The sequence below is a fragment of the Stenotrophomonas chelatiphaga genome, from assembly GCF_032054965.1.
Lineage (GTDB): Bacteria > Pseudomonadota > Gammaproteobacteria > Xanthomonadales > Xanthomonadaceae > Stenotrophomonas > Stenotrophomonas chelatiphaga.
This window is the reverse complement of sequence record NZ_DAMBRS010000016.1, coordinates 1-17,758: the sequence shown is the minus strand read 5'-3', so window position 1 is coordinate 17,758 and position 17,758 is coordinate 1. Positions and strand designations below refer to the sequence as shown.

Genomic DNA, 17,758 nt, shown 5'->3' with positions numbered 1-17,758 from the left:
CGTCTCCAAGCAGACCGAGGGCAAGTGCGGCGAAGGCAAGTGCGGTGCAAGCAAGCCGGCGACCCGCACCGAAGCCGCACGCGGGAAGCACTGAGGTGTCAGGGATCGCCCCTTCTGCCCGGCTGCCGCTGCCCCCAGCGGCAGCCGGGCTCGGCCTCCGCCGTGCCCTGCTGGATGATCTGCGCAGCGCACCCGCAGGAGACTTCGATTTCCTGGAATGTGCACCGGAGAACTGGATCGAGGTCGGCGGCCGCCCCGGCGACGCACTGGCCGAGCTCAGCGCCCGTTGCCCGTTGACCTGTCACGGCCTGTCCCTGTCACTCGGCGGCAGCGCGCCGCTGGACGTAGACCTGCTGCGCCGGATCGGGCGATTCCTCGACGTCCATAACGTCCCGCTGTACAGCGAACACCTGAGCTACTGCAGTGACGCGGGCCATCTTTATGACCTGCTGCCGCTGCCCTTCACCGAGGAAGCCGTGCGGCATACCGCCGCGCGCATCGCGATGGTGCAGGACATCATGGGTCGGCGCATCGCCGTGGAGAATGTCTCCTACTACATCGCCCAGGCGGCGCAGATGGATGAGCTCGCCTTCACCCGTGCGGCGATCGTCGAAGCGGACTGTGACCTGTTGCTGGACGTCAACAACGTCTACGTCAACGCGTTCAACCATCACTACGATGCCGATGCGTTCATCGCCGGCCTGCCGGCCGAGCGCATTGTCTGCCTCCACGTGGCCGGCCACGACGACGTGTCCCACGATCTGAAGATCGACAGCCACGGCGCGGACGTGCCCGATCCGGTCTGGCAGCTGCTGAAGCGGACCTACCAGCGCATCGGCGCACGGCCCACGCTGCTCGAGCGCGATTTCAATTTCCCGCCCTACGCCACCCTGCGCGAGGAACTGCAGACCGTGCGCGCGGTGCTGGGCGCCCACGCAGGGGGCGATCATGGATAAGCGCACCGGCGATCTGCTGCAGAGGCAGAACGCATTCACTGCGTGCCTGCGTGACCCGTCGCTGCCGTCGCCGGCCGGCCTGGATCCGGCGCGCGTGGCCATCTACCAGCGGCTGGTCATCAGCAAGCTGACCGGCCTGCTGGAAAACGCATTTCCTGTCTGTGCAGCCATGGTCGGTCAGGAGCCGTGGGCCCGGTTGAGCGCGGATTTCCTGCGCTGCCACCACAGCCAGACGCCGCTGTTCACCGAACTTGCGGCCGAGTTCCTGCTCTGGCTGCAGTCGCTGCCTGAACTCCCGCACCCGGCACTGGCGGAACTGGCGCACTACGAGTGGGTGGAGACCGCCCTCTTTCAACGGGATGCCCTGCCACCGCTACCGCTGCGCGGCAACCCGTTCGCACAGCCGCTGCAACGTTCGCCCCTGGCATTGCTGCTGGTCTACACCTGGCCTGTCCATCTGCTGGGCCCGGGACATGCACCCGAATACCCACCGGAGGCACCCACCGCGCTGCTGGTGCGGCGCGACCAGCAGGGCCTTGTGCGCTTCTCCGTGCTGGGCCCGCTGGCGGCACAGCTGCTGCTGCTGATGGAGGCCGAGCCCGGGCACACCGGTGCCGGCTACCTGGACCGGCTGGCCCTGCAGCATGCGCTGGACACACGCGAGCTGCTTTCCCCTTTCCAGACTCTGCTGCTTGAGCTGGGTGACCAGGGCGTCATCGGCCAAGCCGATGCTGCCGCTGACTGCACTGGAACCGCCTGACATGCGTACTCCCTCCCTTGGCTCCTTCACCCGGCAGCTGGACCTGCTGTCGCCCTGGCTCACGCCGCTCGGCCTGCGCCTGCTTCTGGCATGGGAGTTCCTGGATGCCGGCCTGATGAAATTGCGGGGCGACAACTGGTTCGCCGAGATCCAGCACGCCTTCCCGCTGCCGTTCCGGCTGCTCTCCGCCGAGCTGAACTGGACGTTGGCCACGACCATGGAATTGGTGGGCGCCACCTGCCTGCTGTTCGGGCTGGCCACGCGCCTGGCGGCCACCTCGCTGCTGGTGGTTACCCTGGTGGCCACCGCAGCGGTGCACTGGCCGATGATGTGGACCGGCCTGGGCGAGCTGGCAAAGGGCTATGCCATCTCGGACCAGGGCCTGGGCAACTTCAAGCTGCCCGTGCTGTTCATTGCCATGCTCGTTCCGCTGGTCTTCGGTGGCGGCGGACGCCTGAGCGTGGATGCCCTCATCGCGACACGTGCTGCAACCGCCCCGGCCGGCTCACTGCACCCGGCGACGCTGCCGCTGCTGCTGGCGGGCATGGGGGCGGGCCTGGCCCTGCTTGAGCCGGTCGGCGGCCTGGCCGTGCTGGCGGTCGCTGGCCTGCTGGGTCTGCACGCGGCATACCGGATCAAGCGGCAGCTGCCGGTCTGTTAGAATTCATCGAATGACCGATACCCCCGTCCCCCCTTCGTCAGAGGCTGCGGCCGCTGCCCCGCCCCCTGCCACGCATCGTGCGATGTCGCAGCGCTTCCGCGGCTTCCTGCCGGTGGTGGTGGACGTGGAAACCGGTGGCTTCGACTGCCGACGCAATGCCCTGCTGGAAATCGCGGCGGTTCCCATCGAAATGGACGAGAACGGACTGCTGTACCCGGGCCAGACGGCCAGCGCACACGTGGTGCCGGCCGAAGGCCTGGAGATCGACCCGAAGTCGCTGGAGATCACCGGCATCATCCTGGACCACCCGTTCCGGTTGGCCAAGGAAGAGAAGCACGCGCTGGACCACATCTTCACCCCGGTGCGTGCGGCGATGAAGAAATACGGCTGCCAGCGCGCGATCCTGGTCGGCCACAACGCGCATTTCGACCTCGGCTTCGTCAACGCGGCGGTCGAACGCGTGGGCCACAAGCGTAACCCGTTCCACCCCTTCAGCGTGTTCGACACGGTGACCCTGGCCGGCATCGCCTACGGCCAGACCGTACTGGCCCGCGCCGCGACGGCCGCCGGGCTGGGCTGGGATGCCGAAGAGGCACACAGCGCGGTGTATGACACCGAGCAGACCGCGAAGCTGTTCTGCACCATCGCCAATGCCTGGCCGCGCTGAGCGCGGTCAGGCATTGGCAGGCGGTGCTTAAGCGCGAGCGCGCTTACGCCCCATCGCCTGCGTCGCAGGCAATGGGCCCCACCTTGTCTGCTTCCTATCCCCCCGCCTTCGGCGCGCCCCCTTAACAAAGGGGGCTTGCAGTCCGACAGTGCGCGGGCTTCTCACCCGTAATGTGTCTGGAGAGCAGCCCCCTTGTTGTTCAAGGGGGCGCGCCGACAGGCGCGGGGATAAGGTGGAATGCGTGGACCAGCATCGGCTGACCGAAGATCAGCCGATGCTGGTCCGATCGCGGCCGTCGCTCTTGGCACGGTACAGCGCGCGGTCGGCGCGCTGATACAGCAGCTTCGGCGTGCGGTCGGCCGGGTCCAGTTCGACCAGGCCGGCGCTGAAGGTGACCCGCAGGTCCGGTATCCCGGCCCAGTCCGGATGGTCGTGGAACAGCCCGTGCAGGCGTGCGCAGACCTGCGCCGCTTCCTCCAGCCGGGTGTCGTTGAGCAGCAGCGCGAACTCTTCGCCGCCGGTGCGCGCGGGCAGGTCCGAATCGCGGCAGGCCGATGCCAGCACCTGCGCCACCTCGACCAGCACTGCATCGCCCACGCTGTGCGAGTAGCGGTCGTTGACGTTCTTGAAGTGGTCCACGTCCAGCACCACCAGGCACAGCGGGTGGCCACTGCGCTGCGAACGAGCGAAGTCGCGCGCCATCGTTTCATCGAAGGCGCGGCGGTTCGGCAGGCCGGTCAGCGCGTCTTCGCGGGCCTGGCGTTCGAATGCCTCCGACTGCAGTGCCAGCCGGTCCACCAGGTCGCTCTTCTCTGAATTCAACGCCTGCAGGTGCACGGTCTGCGCCTGCAGGTCGCGCGTGGCCTCGTCCACCAGGCGCGCCAGGCGGATGTTGGAGGTCTTGTAGCGGTTGATCAGGAAACGGTACAGCGCGATCAGGGCAGCCAGCAGCAGCAGCGCCGCCACCGCCTGCACGCTGTGCCGCTGCCACCAGAACGGTTCGATGGTGAACGCCCACACCGCTTCACTGTCACTCCAGGCGCCGCCTGGATGCGCCGCCGATACATGCAGGACGTAGTCGCCCGGCGGCAGGCCGATGAACTCCACGCTGCGTTGCTGCCCGCGCTCCACCCAGCCACTGTCCAGCCCGTCCAACCGGGTGCGGTAGCGGATCCGTTCGGACATCAGGTAGCTCAGCCCGACGAAGCTCACCGCCAGCCGTCGCCCGCCCTCGATGCGGTTGCGTTCGCTGCCTTCCCAGTGGATGGGGGCGCCGTCGACCTGCACGTTCTCGATCGCCGCCGGTGGCGCCAGCCGCTCGCGGAAACGCTGCAGCCGCAGCGGATCGACCGTGCTCAATCCACCGGCCGTCACTACCCAGTAGGTTCCGTCCTGGCGCAACAGCGCCGCCGGCCCGGAACTGCCATTGGCCTGCGAGTTGGCCATGCCGTCGATTTCGTTGTAACGCTCCACGTCGACCCGCGGCGCGCGGCCGTCGGCGACTTCGTTGAGCATGCCCATGTCGGTACGCAGCACGCCGCGGTTGCTGCTGATCCACACGTTGCCCACCTTGTCCGGCACCAGCTGGAACACCGTATCCACCGGCATGCCCTGCTCCAGTCCGACGCGCGCCAGCACCCCGTCCTGGTAGCGGTAGAGTCCGCGGTCGCTGCTGACCCACATCGCATCACCGATCTGCTGGAAGCCGAACACGCTGCGGCCGCCCCCCAGTCCGGCCAGGTCGATGTGCTGCACGCTGTCGCCGCGCAGCACGCGGATGCCCTCGATGGTGCCGATCCACAGGCTGCCCTCGGCATCATGGGCCAGCGCGGTGATCAGGGTGGATGGCATGCCGTCGACGCGCGGCAGGCTGGCCCCGGTCTCGTCGATCCGCACCACGCCTTTCTGTGTACCCGCCCACACCACGCCCTGGCGGTCGACGCTGATCGCGCGGATGTTGCCGATCGGCACCCCGTCGACGCTGTCGTAGGTGCGCTTGGGATGCCCGTTTTCGTCCAGCCGCATCACCCCGTCGCCGAAGGTACCCACCCAGATGTCACGGTCCCTGCCCTGGGCCAGGCTCAGCACCGACGGCGGCTTGCCGCCGCGGTTGTGCAGGATGACCGGCGCGAAGCGTCCATCGGCCACGCGCCGGTCCAGCCCACTGGCACTGCCGACCCACAGCGTGCGGCGTGCATCTTCCAGTACCGTGCGCACGTAGTCGCCGCTCAGGCCATCGCGCTCGGTGTAGCTGGCGAACAGGGTTTCCCGCAGCCGGTACAGGCCACCATTGGCGCCGACCCAGATGCTGCCTTCGGCATCCTCGCGCAGGCTCACCACGCGGCCGCCGGGCAGGTTCAGCCCCGCCGGCAGGCGCTCCAGCCCATGCCGGGAGATGCGCAGCAACCCCTGGTTTTCCGTTCCCAGCCACAGGTCGCCGTGACGGTCCTGCAGCATGGCGGTCAGGTGGATCTGCCCGGGCAGGCGATGGACCAGCAGCGGGGTGTCGTCCTGCAACCGGTACAGGCTCTCGCCGCCCACGATCCACAACACCCCATCAGGGGCGCGATACGGCCACACCAGCCCGCTGCCCAGCCCCCACGCGGCCGGCGCGCGCTTCAGCGTGCCATCGGTATCGCGCAGCAGCAGCCCGTTGAGCGTCCCGATCCAGACCCGGTCCTGCGCATCGACCACCAGCTTGGTGAAGTTGAGCGCGAACGGCAGGTCCTTCGGCGGTGGCTGGTAGACCATGCGTCCATCCGGTCCCAGGTAGCCGATGCCCTTGCCTTCGAAAAGCAGCCAAAGGCGGCCATGGCTGTCCATCTGCATCGCCTGGATCAGCACCTGCGGCGTATGTTCCTCGCGCTGCCACACGTCCCACTGGCCATCGGCCGAACGGCGGGTGATGTTGCCGCGCGAATCGCTGATCCACAGCCCCCCCTGGCGATCCACCAGCAGGGCGCCCACCCCGTTGTCGCGCAGGCCGGGGCGCGTGCTGCGGTCGAACACGGTGAAGTCCAGCCCGTTGTAGCGCACCAGCCCTTCCCACGTGGCGAACCACAGGTGGCCTTCGGGGGTCTGGGCGATATCGCGCAGGGAGTTGTGCGGCAGGCCGTTGCGCGAGGTCCAGACATCGATGGCGTAGTCGCGCAGCGGCGGCGCACCGCCGCCCTGCGCCTGCGCCGGTGCGCAGGCCAGCAGCATCAGCAGCCCCAGCAGCAGGCCCAGCGTCATGCGCCGGAAGCCGGCGCCGCCTCCATCACGCCGCCACGCGATGGCTGGAAGCCCCCGGTGCCTCATCGCAGCCGGTCAACTCCTGGCACACGGCTGCCCCGGCGCACGCGCACGGTTGTGCGCCATGCACCCTTGCGGGCAGGGGCGAGGTCGAACTGGTTCATCGGGTTGGAGCTGGGAAGATACGCGCATGATATTCAAATCCGCGCCCGCATGCGTCAACCGGCGCCGCGCGGGCTGGCCATCACCGGCGCCGGCCAATGCACCACCGCGTCCAGCCCGCCGCCTTCGCGGTTCTCCAGGCTCACCCGGGCACCGTCCTTGCCGGCCAGCGCGCGGGCGATGGTCAGCCCCAACCCGGCCCCACCGGTTTCGCGCGAGCGCGAGGTTTCCAACCGCACGAAGGGATCGAACACGCTGCGCAGCTCGTCTTCGGCCAGCCCCGGTCCCTGGTCGCTGATGCGCACCCGGATGCCCTTGCCATCCCTTTCGGCGCGCACGCTGGCCGAATATCCATACATCAGCGCGTTGTCCAGCAGGTTGCTGAACAAACGGCGCATGGCCAGCGGCCGCAGCATCAGCACCGCGCCGCAGCCGCTGTCGAAGCGTGCGTCGGCGCCCGCTTCCACGGCATCTTCCACCAGGCTCTCCAGCAGGGAATCGAGGTCCAGCGGGGCGCGCTGCTCGGCACTTTCGGCGCTGCGCGCCAGCTCCAGCCCTTCACGGATCAGTGCCTGCATCGCCGCCAGGTCAGCGACCAGGCGCTCGCGCAGGGCTTCGTCTTCCACGTTCTCAAGCCGAAGGCGCAAGCGCGTGACCGGCGTCTGCAGGTCGTGAGTGATCGCCGCCAGCATGTGGGTGCGCTCGGCCAGGTGCCGCTGCAGCTGCTGCTGCATGGCGTTGAAGGCTTCGGCGGCGCGCTGGACTTCCAGCGGGCCGGTGACCGGCATCGGCTCGCGGTGCAGGTCCACGCCCAGCTCCTGCGCGGCACCAGCCAACCGCTGCAGCGGCGCACTGGCCATCCGCGCGACCGCATACGCCAGCACCGCAATGGCCAGCACCAGCAGGCTCAGGAACAGCGGATCCACCGCCAGCACACCGTTGTGCGCCACCGCAGGCGATTCCAGCGCCAGCGCCAGCGGGGTGCCATCGGCCAGCGTCAACTGCACGGCCCGGCAGCGCGGCGGGATGAACGCCGGGTCGCGTTCGCGCGGCGGTCGATTGCGGTGCCTGTCCTTGTCCTGCGGCGGCAGCAGGTCCTCCATCCGCGGCAGGCACGAACGGAACGAGGTGAAATGCACCGACGCGCCGGACACCGGCCCCGGACGCGCCGCCAGCACGTCCATCAACGCGTTGTCCGCCCTGCCCTGCCGCGCACCCGGCTGCAGCACGCGCACGCTGGGCCCACCGGCGGCCAGCAGCCGCTCGCGCAGTTCCGGATTGCCATCCAGCAGGTTCACGTAGCCCTGCAGGCGGTCGGCGATGCGGGTCAGGTTCTGCCGTTCGAACTCCTGCTGCCGCTTGGTCCCGGCCAGCAGGGTCGCGCCGATCGCCGCTACGCTCATGCCCAGCAGCAGGATCACGAACAGGCGTCCCACCATCGAAGACAGGAAGCGGCGCAGCCGGCTCATTCCAGCGTCACTGCCGTGGCCAGCACATAGCCTTCGTTGCGCACGGTCTTGATCAGGCCATCCGGGCCGCCATCATCGGCCAGCTTGTTGCGCAGCCGGCTGACCTGCAGGTCGATCGCGCGGTCCTGCGATTCGTAGTTGCGCCCCGTGCTGAGCGCCACCAGCTGTTCGCGCGAAAGCACCTTGTTGGCGTGCCCGACGAACACCCGCAGCAGGCGGAATTCGGCGCCGGACAGTACCACCACCCGTCCATCCGGATCGACCAAGTGGCGATGCTCCAGGTCGAAGATCCAGCGCGAGAAACGCGCACGGCGGATCGCCAGCGGTTCCAGGTTGGCCGGCAGCGCCTCGGTCCTGCGCAGCACGTTGCGGATCCGCGCCAGCAGCTCGCGCGGTTCGAACGGCTTGGCCAGGTAATCATCGGCGCCCATTTCCAGGCCGAGCACGCGGTCGATGGGTTCGGCGCGTGCGGTCAGCATGATCACCGGCGTAGCCGAGCGGGCGCGCAGGTCGCGGCACAGGGTCAGGCCATCTTCGCGCGGCAGGTTCAGGTCCAGCACGATCAGGTCGACGTGCTCGCGTTCCAGCACCTGGCGCATGCCCGCGCCATCGGCGGCGGTGCTGACCTGGTAGCCGGCGCGACCGAGCTGCTCGGCCAGCAGGCTGCGGATGTCGTTGTCGTCATCGACAATAAGCAGGCGGTGCATCGGTTGAGTGGTCTCCATGACGGCATCATCCCCTGTCGGCAGCTGAACCGCACTCGGGCCAATGCGTTGCAGTGTATCCAGCGGCAATCGCGATACAGGGTGAAACAGACAGGGTGCCGCAATGTTACACACAGACACACGTTGAGGATTGAGCCTGCAGGCAAACGGTTCGCACAATGAACGCGACGCCGCTGGACGGCCTGCCGAGTACACCCCACCGTGAATTTCCGTCTGCTGCCCAGGACCCGTCGCGGTCGCCTGTTGCTGTCACTGCTGGTCATCGTGCTGCTGGCCGGTGGCGCCTGGTGGTTGCTGCGCAAGCCGGATGCGCCGGCCCTGGCCACGTCCCCGGTAACCCGCGCCGACGTGGAGCAGACGGTGGACGCCACCGGCGTCATCGATGCCTACCGGCTGGTCAGCGTCGGCGCGCAGGCCTCCGGCCAGGTGCGTTCGTTGAAGGTCCAGCTGGGCGACACGGTGAAGGAAGGCGACCTGATCGCCGAGATCGACGCCACCACCCAGCAGAACACCGTGCTCAAGGCCGAAGCCACCCTGCAGCAGCAGCGCGCGCAGTTGGCGGTGCAGCAGGCCAGCCTGCGCCAGGCCGAACTGGACTTCGCCCGCCAGCAGCAGATGCTCGCCGCCGAAGCCACCTCGCGGCAGGAGTACGACGCCGCCGAAGCCGCGCTGAAGACCGCCCGCGCGCAGATCCAGGCCAACCAGGCGCAGATCAAGGGCAGCGAAACCGAAGTGGCCACCGCGCGTGCCGACCTGGCCTACACCCGCATCACCGCGCCGATGGATGGCACGGTGGTGGCGGTGGTGACCGAAGAAGGCCGCACCGTCAACGCCAACCAGACCGCGCCGACCATCGTGATGCTGGCGCGGCTGGACCTGGTCACGGTCAATGCGGAGATTTCCGAAGCCGACGTGGTCAAGATCAAGCCGGGCATGCCGGTGTATTTCACCACGCTGGGCGAACCGGATCGCAGGTACCACGCCACGCTGCGCCAGGTGAATCCGGCGCCGGCGTCGATCGCCAGCGAAAGCGCGTCCAGTTCCAGCAGCTCGTCCAGCTCCAGTTCCAGCACGGCGGTGTACTACAACGCGCTGTTCGACGTGGAAAACCCGGATGGCACCCTGCGCATCGACATGACCGCCCAGGTGTCGGTGCTGCTCAAGCAGGCGAAGAACGCACTGACGGTGCCGTCGGTCGCGCTGGGGCCCAAGACCCGTGATGGCCAGCAGCGGGTGCGCGTGGTCGGCGAGGATGGACAGCCGCAGCCGCGCCGGGTCACGGTGGGCATCAACAACGGCGCCAATGCCGAGATCCTGTCCGGGCTGGCCGAAGGCGAGCGCGTGGTGGTCGGCGAAGGCGGCGCGGCCAGCGCCTCGGCCTCGTCCAACCGCACCCCCGGCATGCGCATGGGTCCGGGCATGGGCGGCGGCGGGCCGCGCCGATGAGTACGCCGGCCGCTTCCACCGTGCTGCTGCGGCTGCGCGACCTGCGCCGCGAATTCCCGGCAGGCGAAGACACCATCGCCGTGCTGCGCGACGTCAACCTGGACATCCATGCCGGTGAGATGGTCGCCATCGTCGGCCAGTCCGGTTCCGGCAAATCGACCCTGATGAACATCCTGGGCTGCCTGGACCGCCCTACCCGCGGCAGCTACCAGGTGGCCGGCCGCGAGACCGGCCGCATGGATCCGGATGAACTGGCGGAACTGCGTCGCGAGCATTTCGGCTTCATCTTCCAGCGCTACCACCTGCTGGGCGACCTGGATGCCCGCGGCAACGTGGAAGTGCCGGCCATCTATGCCGGCAACCCGAGCGAACAACGCAGCGCACGCGCCGTGCAGCTGCTGCAGCGGCTGGGGCTGGGCGATCGGATGCAGCACAAGCCGGGGCAGCTGTCCGGAGGCCAGCAGCAACGCGTATCCATCGCGCGCGCGTTGATGAACGGCGGCGAGGTGATCCTGGCCGATGAACCCACCGGTGCGCTGGATACGCGTTCCGGCGAAGAGGTGATGGGCATCCTGGGCGAGCTGCATGCCGAAGGCCACACCATCATCATCGTGACCCACGACATGAGCGTGGCCGAGCACGCCCAGCGCATCATCGAAATCCGCGACGGCGAGATCATCGCCGACCGCATCAACCAGAACGCGCCGGCCTACCGTGCGCAGCGTGCGCCAAGCATCGATGCCGGCAAGGGCAACAGCTGGCGGGCCGCCCGCGACCGCTTCACCGAAGCCTTCAGGATGGCCCTGCTGGCGATGAACGCGCATCGCCTGCGCACCTTCCTGACCATGCTCGGCATCATCATCGGCATCGCCTCGGTGGTGTCGGTGGTGGCACTGGGCAACGGCTCGCAGCAGCAGATCCTGCAGAACATCAGCTCGCTGGGCACCAACACCATCGATGTCTACCCGGGGCGTGGCTTCGGTGACATGCGCTCGGCCCGGGTGCAGACGCTGAAGGCCAGCGATGCCGATGCCCTGGCCGGCCAGAGCTACGTGGACAGTGCCACGCCGAGCGTGTCCACGTCGGTGACCGCGCGCTACCGCAACCTGTCTGCCACCGCATCGGTAAGCGGGGTCGGCGAGCAGTTCTTCCGGGTCAAGGGCGTGAGCCTGGTCAACGGCAGCTTCTTCGACAGCGAGGCAGTGAAGTCACTGGCGCAGGTCGCGGTGATCGACGAGAACACCAAGACGCAGTTCTTCCCGGACAGCGATCCGATCGGCCAGGTGATCCTGCTCGGCAACGTGCCGGCGCGCGTGGTCGGCGTCGCCAAGCGGCAGAGCTTCGGCTTCGGTGGCAGCACCAGCCTGAGTGTGTGGGTGCCGCACACCACGGCGATGTCACGCATGCTGGGCCAGAACCATGTGTCCAGCATCACCGTGCGGGTGAAGGACGATACGCCGATGGACGCCGCCCAGGCGGCAATCACCAATGTGCTGACGCTGCGCCACGGCACCGAGGATTTCTTCCTGAGCAACAGCGCGGAAATCCGCGAGACCATCGAGCAGACCACCCGCACGATGACCCTGCTGATCGGCGCCATCGCCGCCATCGCGCTGCTGGTCGGCGGCATCGGGGTGATGAACATCATGTTGGTATCGGTGACCGAGCGCACCCGCGAGATCGGCGTGCGCATGGCCGTGGGGGCGCGCCAGAGCGACATCCGCCAGCAGTTCCTGATCGAAGCGGTGCTGGTCTGCCTGCTAGGCGGCCTGATCGGCGTCAGCCTGGCGCTGGCCCTCGGCTGGGCGTTCGGGCGGTTGTCCAGCGATTTCCAGATGGTGTTCTCGACCGCTTCCATCATTGCTGCCTTTGCCTGTTCCACCTTGATCGGCGTGGCCTTCGGCTTCCTGCCCGCGCGCAGTGCCGCGCAGCTGGATCCGGTCGATGCGCTGGCCCGCGAATGAGACTGCCCATGACCTGTTTGTATCCGGCGCCGTCGCGCCTGCTGTTGGCCACTGCCCTGCTTGCCTCGCTGGCTGGCTGCGCTTCGGCGGGGCGTTACCCGGTGCAGGCCGCTGCGGTTCCCGCCAGCTATGGCACCCACAGCACCCGCCTGGGCACGGCCGATGCGGCCCCGGTGAGCGGGCTGGACCAGCCCCGTGCCGATGTGCGCGCCGATGCCTGGTGGACCGGTTTCGGCGATGCCGGGCTGGACCGGCTGGTCAGCCGCGTGCTGGAGGTCAACAACGACCTGGCCGTGGCCGGGCTGAACGTGCAACGGGCCCGGCTGCAGGCTGGCCTGGCGCGTAATGCGCTGTTTCCGGATCCTTCCCTGAGCGGCATCAGCACCAGCACCGCGCGGCCGATCGACCGCAGCGCGGACTGGCAGCGCACCGGCGACTACGCCACCGGTGTTTCGCTGCAGTGGGAAGTGGACCTGTGGGGCAAGCTGCGCACCCAGCGTGACATCGCGGTGTGGTCGGCGCAGGCCACGGAGGAGGACCGGCAGAACACCGCGCTGATCGCCATCGGCGATGCGGTGGACTACTACTGGAACCTGGCCTACCTCAATCAGTCCATCGCCGCCGGGGCGGAAGACCTGGCGCGGCTGCAGCGCACCCTTGAGCTGGTGCAGGCACGGCTGGACGCCGGTGCCGCAGCGGGCATGGAAGTACGCCAGGCGCGGCAGAGCCTGGAAGCCCAGCGCGCCGCGCAATCGGCGCTGGAACAGCAGCGGGTGGAGGCACGCAACGCGCTGACCGTGCTGCTGGACGGCCAACCCTGGCCGCAGGCGGAAGAACCGCAGAGCCTGGCCGGCGCCACCAGCCCGGCCCTGCAGGCGGGCCTGCCGGCCGAGCTGCTGGCGCGCCGGCCGGACCTGCGCGCGGCCGAACTGCGGCTGCGCAACAGCCTCAAGCAGATCCACGTGACCGCGACCAGTTACTACCCGACGCTGAGCTTGAACGGCGGCATCAGTACCAGCGGCCCGAGCCTGGGCGATGTGCTGCGCAATCCGGTGGCCACGCTGGGCGCCGGGCTGGCGCTGCCCTTCCTCAACCTGCAGCGTGCGCAGCTGGAGACGGACGTAGCCGGTACCGACTACCAGGTCGCCGCCACCACGTTCCGCAAGACGCTGTATACCGCGCTTTCCGAAGTGGACAACGCGTTGTCCGCGCGTGACCAGCTGGCCATCCAGGTGGCCGCCTCACAGGCCTCGTTCAACGAGGCAGTGGCGGTGGAGCGGGCCGAAGAAGTGCGCTACCGGGTTGGTGCGACCGACCTGCGTGACTGGCTGCTGGCGCAGCAGACCCGGCGCCAGGCCGAACTGTCGCTGGCGCGCGTGCGGCAGACCCAGCTGGCCAATGACGTCACGTTGTTCAAAGCACTGGGCGGCAGCACAGCGCAGTAGCGACGGCCGCTGGCCGTCACGCCGTTGCTGCCTCACCGCTGCGCTCGCCGAGCGTGGCTCGGCGCTACCAAGGGCGGCGGCTCCTGCCGCTGCCTTCGGCGCTACGCTACTGCCGCCGGTAGTGACGGCCGCTGGCCGTCAGGCTTTCCGCCGTGGTGGGTGACGACCGTGGGTCGCCACGCCGTTGCACCGGCTCAGCCGCGCTGGCGCACGACCTCGAACAGGCTGACGCCGGTGGCGACCGACACGTTCAGGCTTTCAATCTCGCCCGGCATCGGAATCTTGACCAGCCCATCGCAGTTTTCGCGGGTCAGCCGGCGCAGGCCGTCGGCCTCACCGCCCAGCACCAGCGCGATGTTGCCTTTCAGGTCCAGGTCGTACAGCGACGCGGTGGCTTCACCGGCCAGGCCGTAGATCCATACACCCTGCTTCTGCAGGTCCTTCAGGCAGCGCGACAGATTGGTCACCGCGACCACCGGGATGCGGTCGGCGGCGCCGGCCGAGGTCTTGCGCACGGTGGCATTCACCGTGGCCGACTTGTCCTTGGGGATGATCACCGCCGTGGCACCGGCGGCAGCCGCGCTGCGCAGGCAGGCGCCGAGGTTGTGCGGATCCTGCACTTCATCCAGCACCAGCAGCAGCGCCTTGCCTTCGGCGGCTTCCACCAGCGCCTCCAGCTCGTTTTCGCTGTAGGTGCGCGCTGCGGCATAACGCGCGGCAACGCCCTGGTGGCGTACCGAACCGCCGACACCGTCCAGCGCCTGGCTGTTCACCTTGCGCACGTCGATGCCCTTGCGGCGGGCGTTTTCCTCGATCTCGGTCAGCCGCGGGTTCTTCGCGCCCGCCTCGACCAGCACCTCGCGGACGTTCTCGGCATCGTTTTCGATGGAGGAAGCGACGGCGTTGACGCCGACAATCCACTGGCTGCTCTTGCTGCTCATGCTCGGCGTGACCGGTAAGGGGGGTGGGTATGGTAGAGCATCTGCCGGGCGGGGTCAGGATGGGGGCAGACGCCTTTTCTTCCGAAAAGGACTCTGACCCCGTCAGCTGATACCGCCACCACCGCTCAACGACTCTGCGGCGGCCAGTGCGGGGTGTCGTGGTCCGGATGCTGGTGGGATACCAGCCGGGCCAGGAACTCCAGCGCCTCCACGTCCTGCTCGGTGCGTGAGGACGGCAAGCTGCCCAGCGCATCGATGAACGGCAGCCGCGCTTCCATGCCGTACTGGCGCACCGGCGGCAGCTGCGCAGGCTGGTCGAAGGCCCCGGCCGCGATGGCCATTCCGTCCGGCGCTTCATAGGTGAGCGGCGTACCGCACTCGCTGCAGAAGCCGCGTCGCACCAGGTTGGAGGACTGGAAATGGCGGGGCTGGCCGCGGGTCCAGCTGAACTGTGCGCCGCGCACGGATACCAGCGGCGCGTAGTACGCACCGAAGGCCTTCTGGCACATCCGGCAATGGCAGATCGAGCTGTCCTTCAGCTCACCGCGGACTTCGAAGCGGACGGCGCCGCACTGGCAACCGCCGCTGTGTTCGGGTTGGCCCTGCATGGTGTTCGCCTCCCTGTGCAGCGGACGCCGAGCAGGGCTCGGCGCTACCCGCGATGTCTCAATACTTCTTCTTGGTGCGCTTGGCCGGCTTGCCGTGTTCGGGCAACGGCGCCGGGCGCGGCGCTTCTTCTTCCTCGCCCTTGTGCTCGACCAGGCGGAAGTCGATCTTGCGCTCTTCCATGCTGGCCTTCAGCACCAGCACGCGCACGCTGTCGCCCAACCGGTAGCTGGTGCCACGACGCTCACCACCGAGGGTCTTGCGCACCGCATCGAACTTGTAATAGTCATGCGGCAGCTGGGTGACGTGGACCAGGCCCTGCACCTTGGAATCGGTCAATTCGACGAACAGCCCGAAGCTGGTGACGCCGCTGATCACGCCTTCGAACTGGCCGCCGACGTGCTTTTCCATCCAGGCAGCGCGGTAACGCTCGTCCACTTCGCGCTCGGCTTCGTCGGCACGACGCTCGCGTTCGGAACACTGCAGGGCCAGCGCCGCCATTTCGCGCGCGGTGTAGATGTATTTCTCCACCCGCGCACCGGTCAGCGCGTGCTTGATCGCACGGTGCACCAGCAGATCAGGGTAGCGGCGGATCGGCGAAGTGAAGTGCGCGTATGCCTCCAGTGCCAGGCCGAAGTGACCGTTGTTGTCCGGGCTGTACACCGCCAGGCTCTGGCTGCGCAGCAGCACCGACTCCAGCAGTGCGGCATCGGGGCGGTCGCGGATCTTCTTCAGCAGCTTGGTGTAGTCGCCCGGCACCACCTTCGACCACGGCGGCAGGCTCAGCTTGAACTCCTTGAGGAACTCCAGCAGGTCGGCGAACTTGGTCTCCGGCGGCTTTTCATGCACGCGATACGGTGCCGGCACGCCGTGGCCGAGCAGGTAACGCGCCGCCTCCACGTTGGCAGCGATCATGCATTCTTCGATCAGCTTGTGCGCGTCGTTGCGCACCAGCATGCCGGCCTGGGTGACCTCGCCGGTGTTGTCCAGCACGAAGCGCACTTCGCTGGATTCGAACTCGATCGCACCGCGCTTGCTGCGCGCCTTGGCCAGCACGTGGTACAGCTGGTACAGGCGTTCCACCTGCGGCAGCAGCGGACCGATCGCCGCCTTGGCGCCGGCATCGTCCTCGCCCACCGCCTGCCATACCTGGGTGTAGGTCAGCCGTGCGTGCGAGTTCATCACCGCTTCGTAGAATTTCGAGCTGCTGACCTGGCCGTCGCGGTCCACCTGCATGTCGCAGACGAAGCACATGCGGTCGACCTTGGGCATCAGCGAGCAGATGCCGTTGGACAGGGTTTCCGGCAGCATCGGCACCACGAAGCCCGGGAAGTACACCGAGGTGGCGCGCTTCTGCGCTTCATCATCCAGCGGGGTACCGGGGCGCACGTAGTTGGACACATCGGCGATCGCCACCACCAGCCGGAAGCCGTTGGCATTGGGTTCGCAGTAGACCGCGTCGTCGAAGTCCTTGGCATCCTCGCCATCGATGGTGACCAGCGGCGTGCCGCGCAGGTCCACGCGGTTGCCGATCATCGCCGGTTCGACCACCAGCGGCACCGAGGCGGCTTCGTCCAACACCTCCTGGGGGAACTCGAACGGCAGTTCGTGGCCGTGGATGGCGGTCTCCACCACCAGCGAAGCGGTCAGCTTGTCACCGAGCACCGCGATGATGCGGCCGATCGGCGGACGGCGGCTGTCCGGGGCCTGGGTCAGTTCGCACACCACCAGCTGGCCATCGCGCGCGCCGCCGGTGTGGTCCGGCGGTACCTGCACGTTGCGCTGGATGCGCTTGTCATCGGGCACCACGTAATTGATGCCCATCTCGACGCTGAAGCGGCCGATCAGGCGGGTCATGCCGCGCTCCAGCACGCGGGCGATGCTGCCCTCGCGGCGGCCGCGGTGGTCGATGCCGGTCACGTTGGCCAGCACCTTGTCACCGTGCATGACCTTGCGCATTTCATACGGTGGCAGGAACAGGTCGTCGCCCCCTTCCACCGGGCGCAGGAAGCCGAAGCCTTCCGGGTTGGCGATCACCACGCCGGTCACCAGGTTCAGCGCCTGGATCGGAGCGAATCCACCGCGACGGTTCTGCACCAGCTGGCCATCGCGGACCATCGCGCCCAGTCGGCGCGACAGCGCTTCGGCGCGATCCGGTGCGGTCAGGCCCAGGCGGGCACCGACTTCCTCGGCGGTCTGCGGGCCTTCGCAGCGTTCAAGCAGGGCCAGGATGGCCTCGCGGCTGGCGATGGGCTGTTCGTATTTTTCCGCTTCGCGGGCCGCATGCGGGTCATCCACCGGCGCGCCCATCGGCGGCAGCGGACGGCGACCGCGTGGTCCGGACGGGGCCGGGCCGCGGCGGCCTGCGCCACGCGGTGCGGACGCCGCACCGGCGTTTCCACCGGTCAGGCTTTCCGGCATCCACGGCGGCAGGCTCTTCTTCTTTGCGCCCTTCGGCGATCCGGTGGGGGCGCCCTGGGGCGGCGACGTGCGGGAGCTCTTCCCGCCCTTGCTTGGTTTTTTGGTGTTCATCGCCCTCCATGGTAGCCGTTGCGGGCGTGCAGAACGGGTCATGGCCCGGCGTAAATGAATGGAGACCACGATTTTTCGAAAATCGTTGACAAGCGCCTCCCGCATCTTCAAAATCGCCCGCTCTGCAAGCCCAGATGGCGGAATTGGTAGACGCACTAGCTTCAGGTGCTAGCGGGGGCAACTTCGTGGA

The 17,758-nt window shown here is 68.1% G+C and carries 14 protein-coding genes; 8 read left to right on the top strand and 6 right to left on the bottom strand.

Annotated elements, in window-relative coordinates; genetic code table 11:
- The 5 genes from RTX79_RS18315 to rnt form a co-directional block, all read left to right on the top strand.
- A partial coding sequence (locus tag RTX79_RS18315; protein ID WP_428696027.1) for a copper-binding oxazolone/thioamide-containing RiPP occupies positions 1-94 on the top strand: 94 nt, incomplete at its 5' end.
- A 1-nt stretch (position 95) separates the two neighbouring features.
- Entirely contained in the window at positions 96-956 is an 861-nt protein-coding gene (locus RTX79_RS16115; protein WP_312684761.1) for an HvfB family MNIO-type RiPP peptide maturase, read from the top strand.
- A complete protein-coding gene (locus tag RTX79_RS16110) occupies positions 949-1,716 on the top strand; it encodes an HvfC family RiPP maturation protein (RefSeq protein WP_312684760.1) in 768 nt (255 codons plus the stop codon). Before RTX79_RS16115 ends, RTX79_RS16110 begins: the two co-directional genes overlap by 8 nt.
- A gap of 1 nt (position 1,717) precedes the next feature.
- The gene (locus tag RTX79_RS16105) at positions 1,718-2,377 is read left to right on the top strand and encodes an HvfX family Cu-binding RiPP maturation protein (RefSeq protein ID WP_312684759.1); all 660 of its coding nucleotides are present in this window, start codon (positions 1,718-1,720) and stop codon (positions 2,375-2,377) included.
- A gap of 82 nt (positions 2,378-2,459) precedes the next feature.
- The gene (gene rnt, locus RTX79_RS16100; RefSeq protein WP_309689777.1) at positions 2,460-3,044 is read left to right on the top strand and encodes a ribonuclease T; all 585 of its coding nucleotides are present in this window, start codon (positions 2,460-2,462) and stop codon (positions 3,042-3,044) included.
- 267 nt (positions 3,045-3,311) lie between these two features.
- On the opposite strand, the gene RTX79_RS16095 is transcribed toward rnt, so the two are convergent.
- From RTX79_RS16095 to RTX79_RS16085, 3 genes are all read right to left on the bottom strand, one after another.
- Positions 3,312-6,278, bottom strand: a complete 2,967-nt coding sequence (locus RTX79_RS16095; protein ID WP_428696024.1) for a diguanylate cyclase — start codon at positions 6,276-6,278, stop codon at positions 3,312-3,314.
- Positions 6,279-6,496: 218 nt separating this feature from the next.
- Complete coding sequence (locus RTX79_RS16090) at positions 6,497-7,909, bottom strand: ATP-binding protein (RefSeq protein ID WP_312684757.1); 1,413 nt, start codon at positions 7,907-7,909, stop codon at positions 6,497-6,499.
- A complete protein-coding gene (locus RTX79_RS16085) occupies positions 7,906-8,634 on the bottom strand; it encodes a response regulator (protein WP_057507889.1) in 729 nt (242 codons plus the stop codon). The genes RTX79_RS16090 and RTX79_RS16085 overlap by 4 nt, the downstream gene beginning before the upstream one ends.
- A gap of 201 nt (positions 8,635-8,835) precedes the next feature.
- On the opposite strand from RTX79_RS16085, the gene RTX79_RS16080 reads away from it, so the two are divergent.
- Genes RTX79_RS16080 through RTX79_RS16070 form a run of 3 tightly spaced genes read left to right on the top strand, consistent with a single transcriptional unit; the run spans position 8,836 to position 13,489 of the window.
- On the top strand, positions 8,836-10,080 hold the full coding sequence (locus RTX79_RS16080; RefSeq protein ID WP_312684756.1) for an efflux RND transporter periplasmic adaptor subunit: 1,245 nt from the start codon (positions 8,836-8,838) through the stop codon (positions 10,078-10,080).
- Positions 10,077-12,044 (top strand): MacB family efflux pump subunit, encoded by a 1,968-nt coding sequence (locus tag RTX79_RS16075; protein WP_312684755.1) that lies wholly within the window; start codon positions 10,077-10,079, stop codon positions 12,042-12,044. The genes RTX79_RS16080 and RTX79_RS16075 overlap by 4 nt, the downstream gene beginning before the upstream one ends.
- A gap of 8 nt (positions 12,045-12,052) precedes the next feature.
- Entirely contained in the window at positions 12,053-13,489 is a 1,437-nt protein-coding gene (locus RTX79_RS16070; protein WP_428696023.1) for an efflux transporter outer membrane subunit, read from the top strand.
- 194 nt (positions 13,490-13,683) lie between these two features.
- On the opposite strand, the gene rlmB is transcribed toward RTX79_RS16070, so the two are convergent.
- The 3 genes from rlmB to rnr all read right to left on the bottom strand — a co-directional run bounded on the left by rlmB (position 13,684) and on the right by rnr (position 17,568).
- Positions 13,684-14,430 (bottom strand): 23S rRNA (guanosine(2251)-2'-O)-methyltransferase RlmB, encoded by a 747-nt coding sequence (gene rlmB / locus RTX79_RS16065; RefSeq protein WP_057507885.1) that lies wholly within the window; start codon positions 14,428-14,430, stop codon positions 13,684-13,686.
- A 125-nt stretch (positions 14,431-14,555) separates the two neighbouring features.
- The gene (locus RTX79_RS16060) at positions 14,556-15,038 is read right to left on the bottom strand and encodes a GFA family protein (protein ID WP_312684752.1); all 483 of its coding nucleotides are present in this window, start codon (positions 15,036-15,038) and stop codon (positions 14,556-14,558) included.
- A gap of 58 nt (positions 15,039-15,096) precedes the next feature.
- The gene (gene rnr / locus RTX79_RS16055; RefSeq protein ID WP_312684751.1) at positions 15,097-17,568 is read right to left on the bottom strand and encodes a ribonuclease R; all 2,472 of its coding nucleotides are present in this window, start codon (positions 17,566-17,568) and stop codon (positions 15,097-15,099) included.
- Positions 17,569-17,758 lie beyond the last annotated feature (190 nt).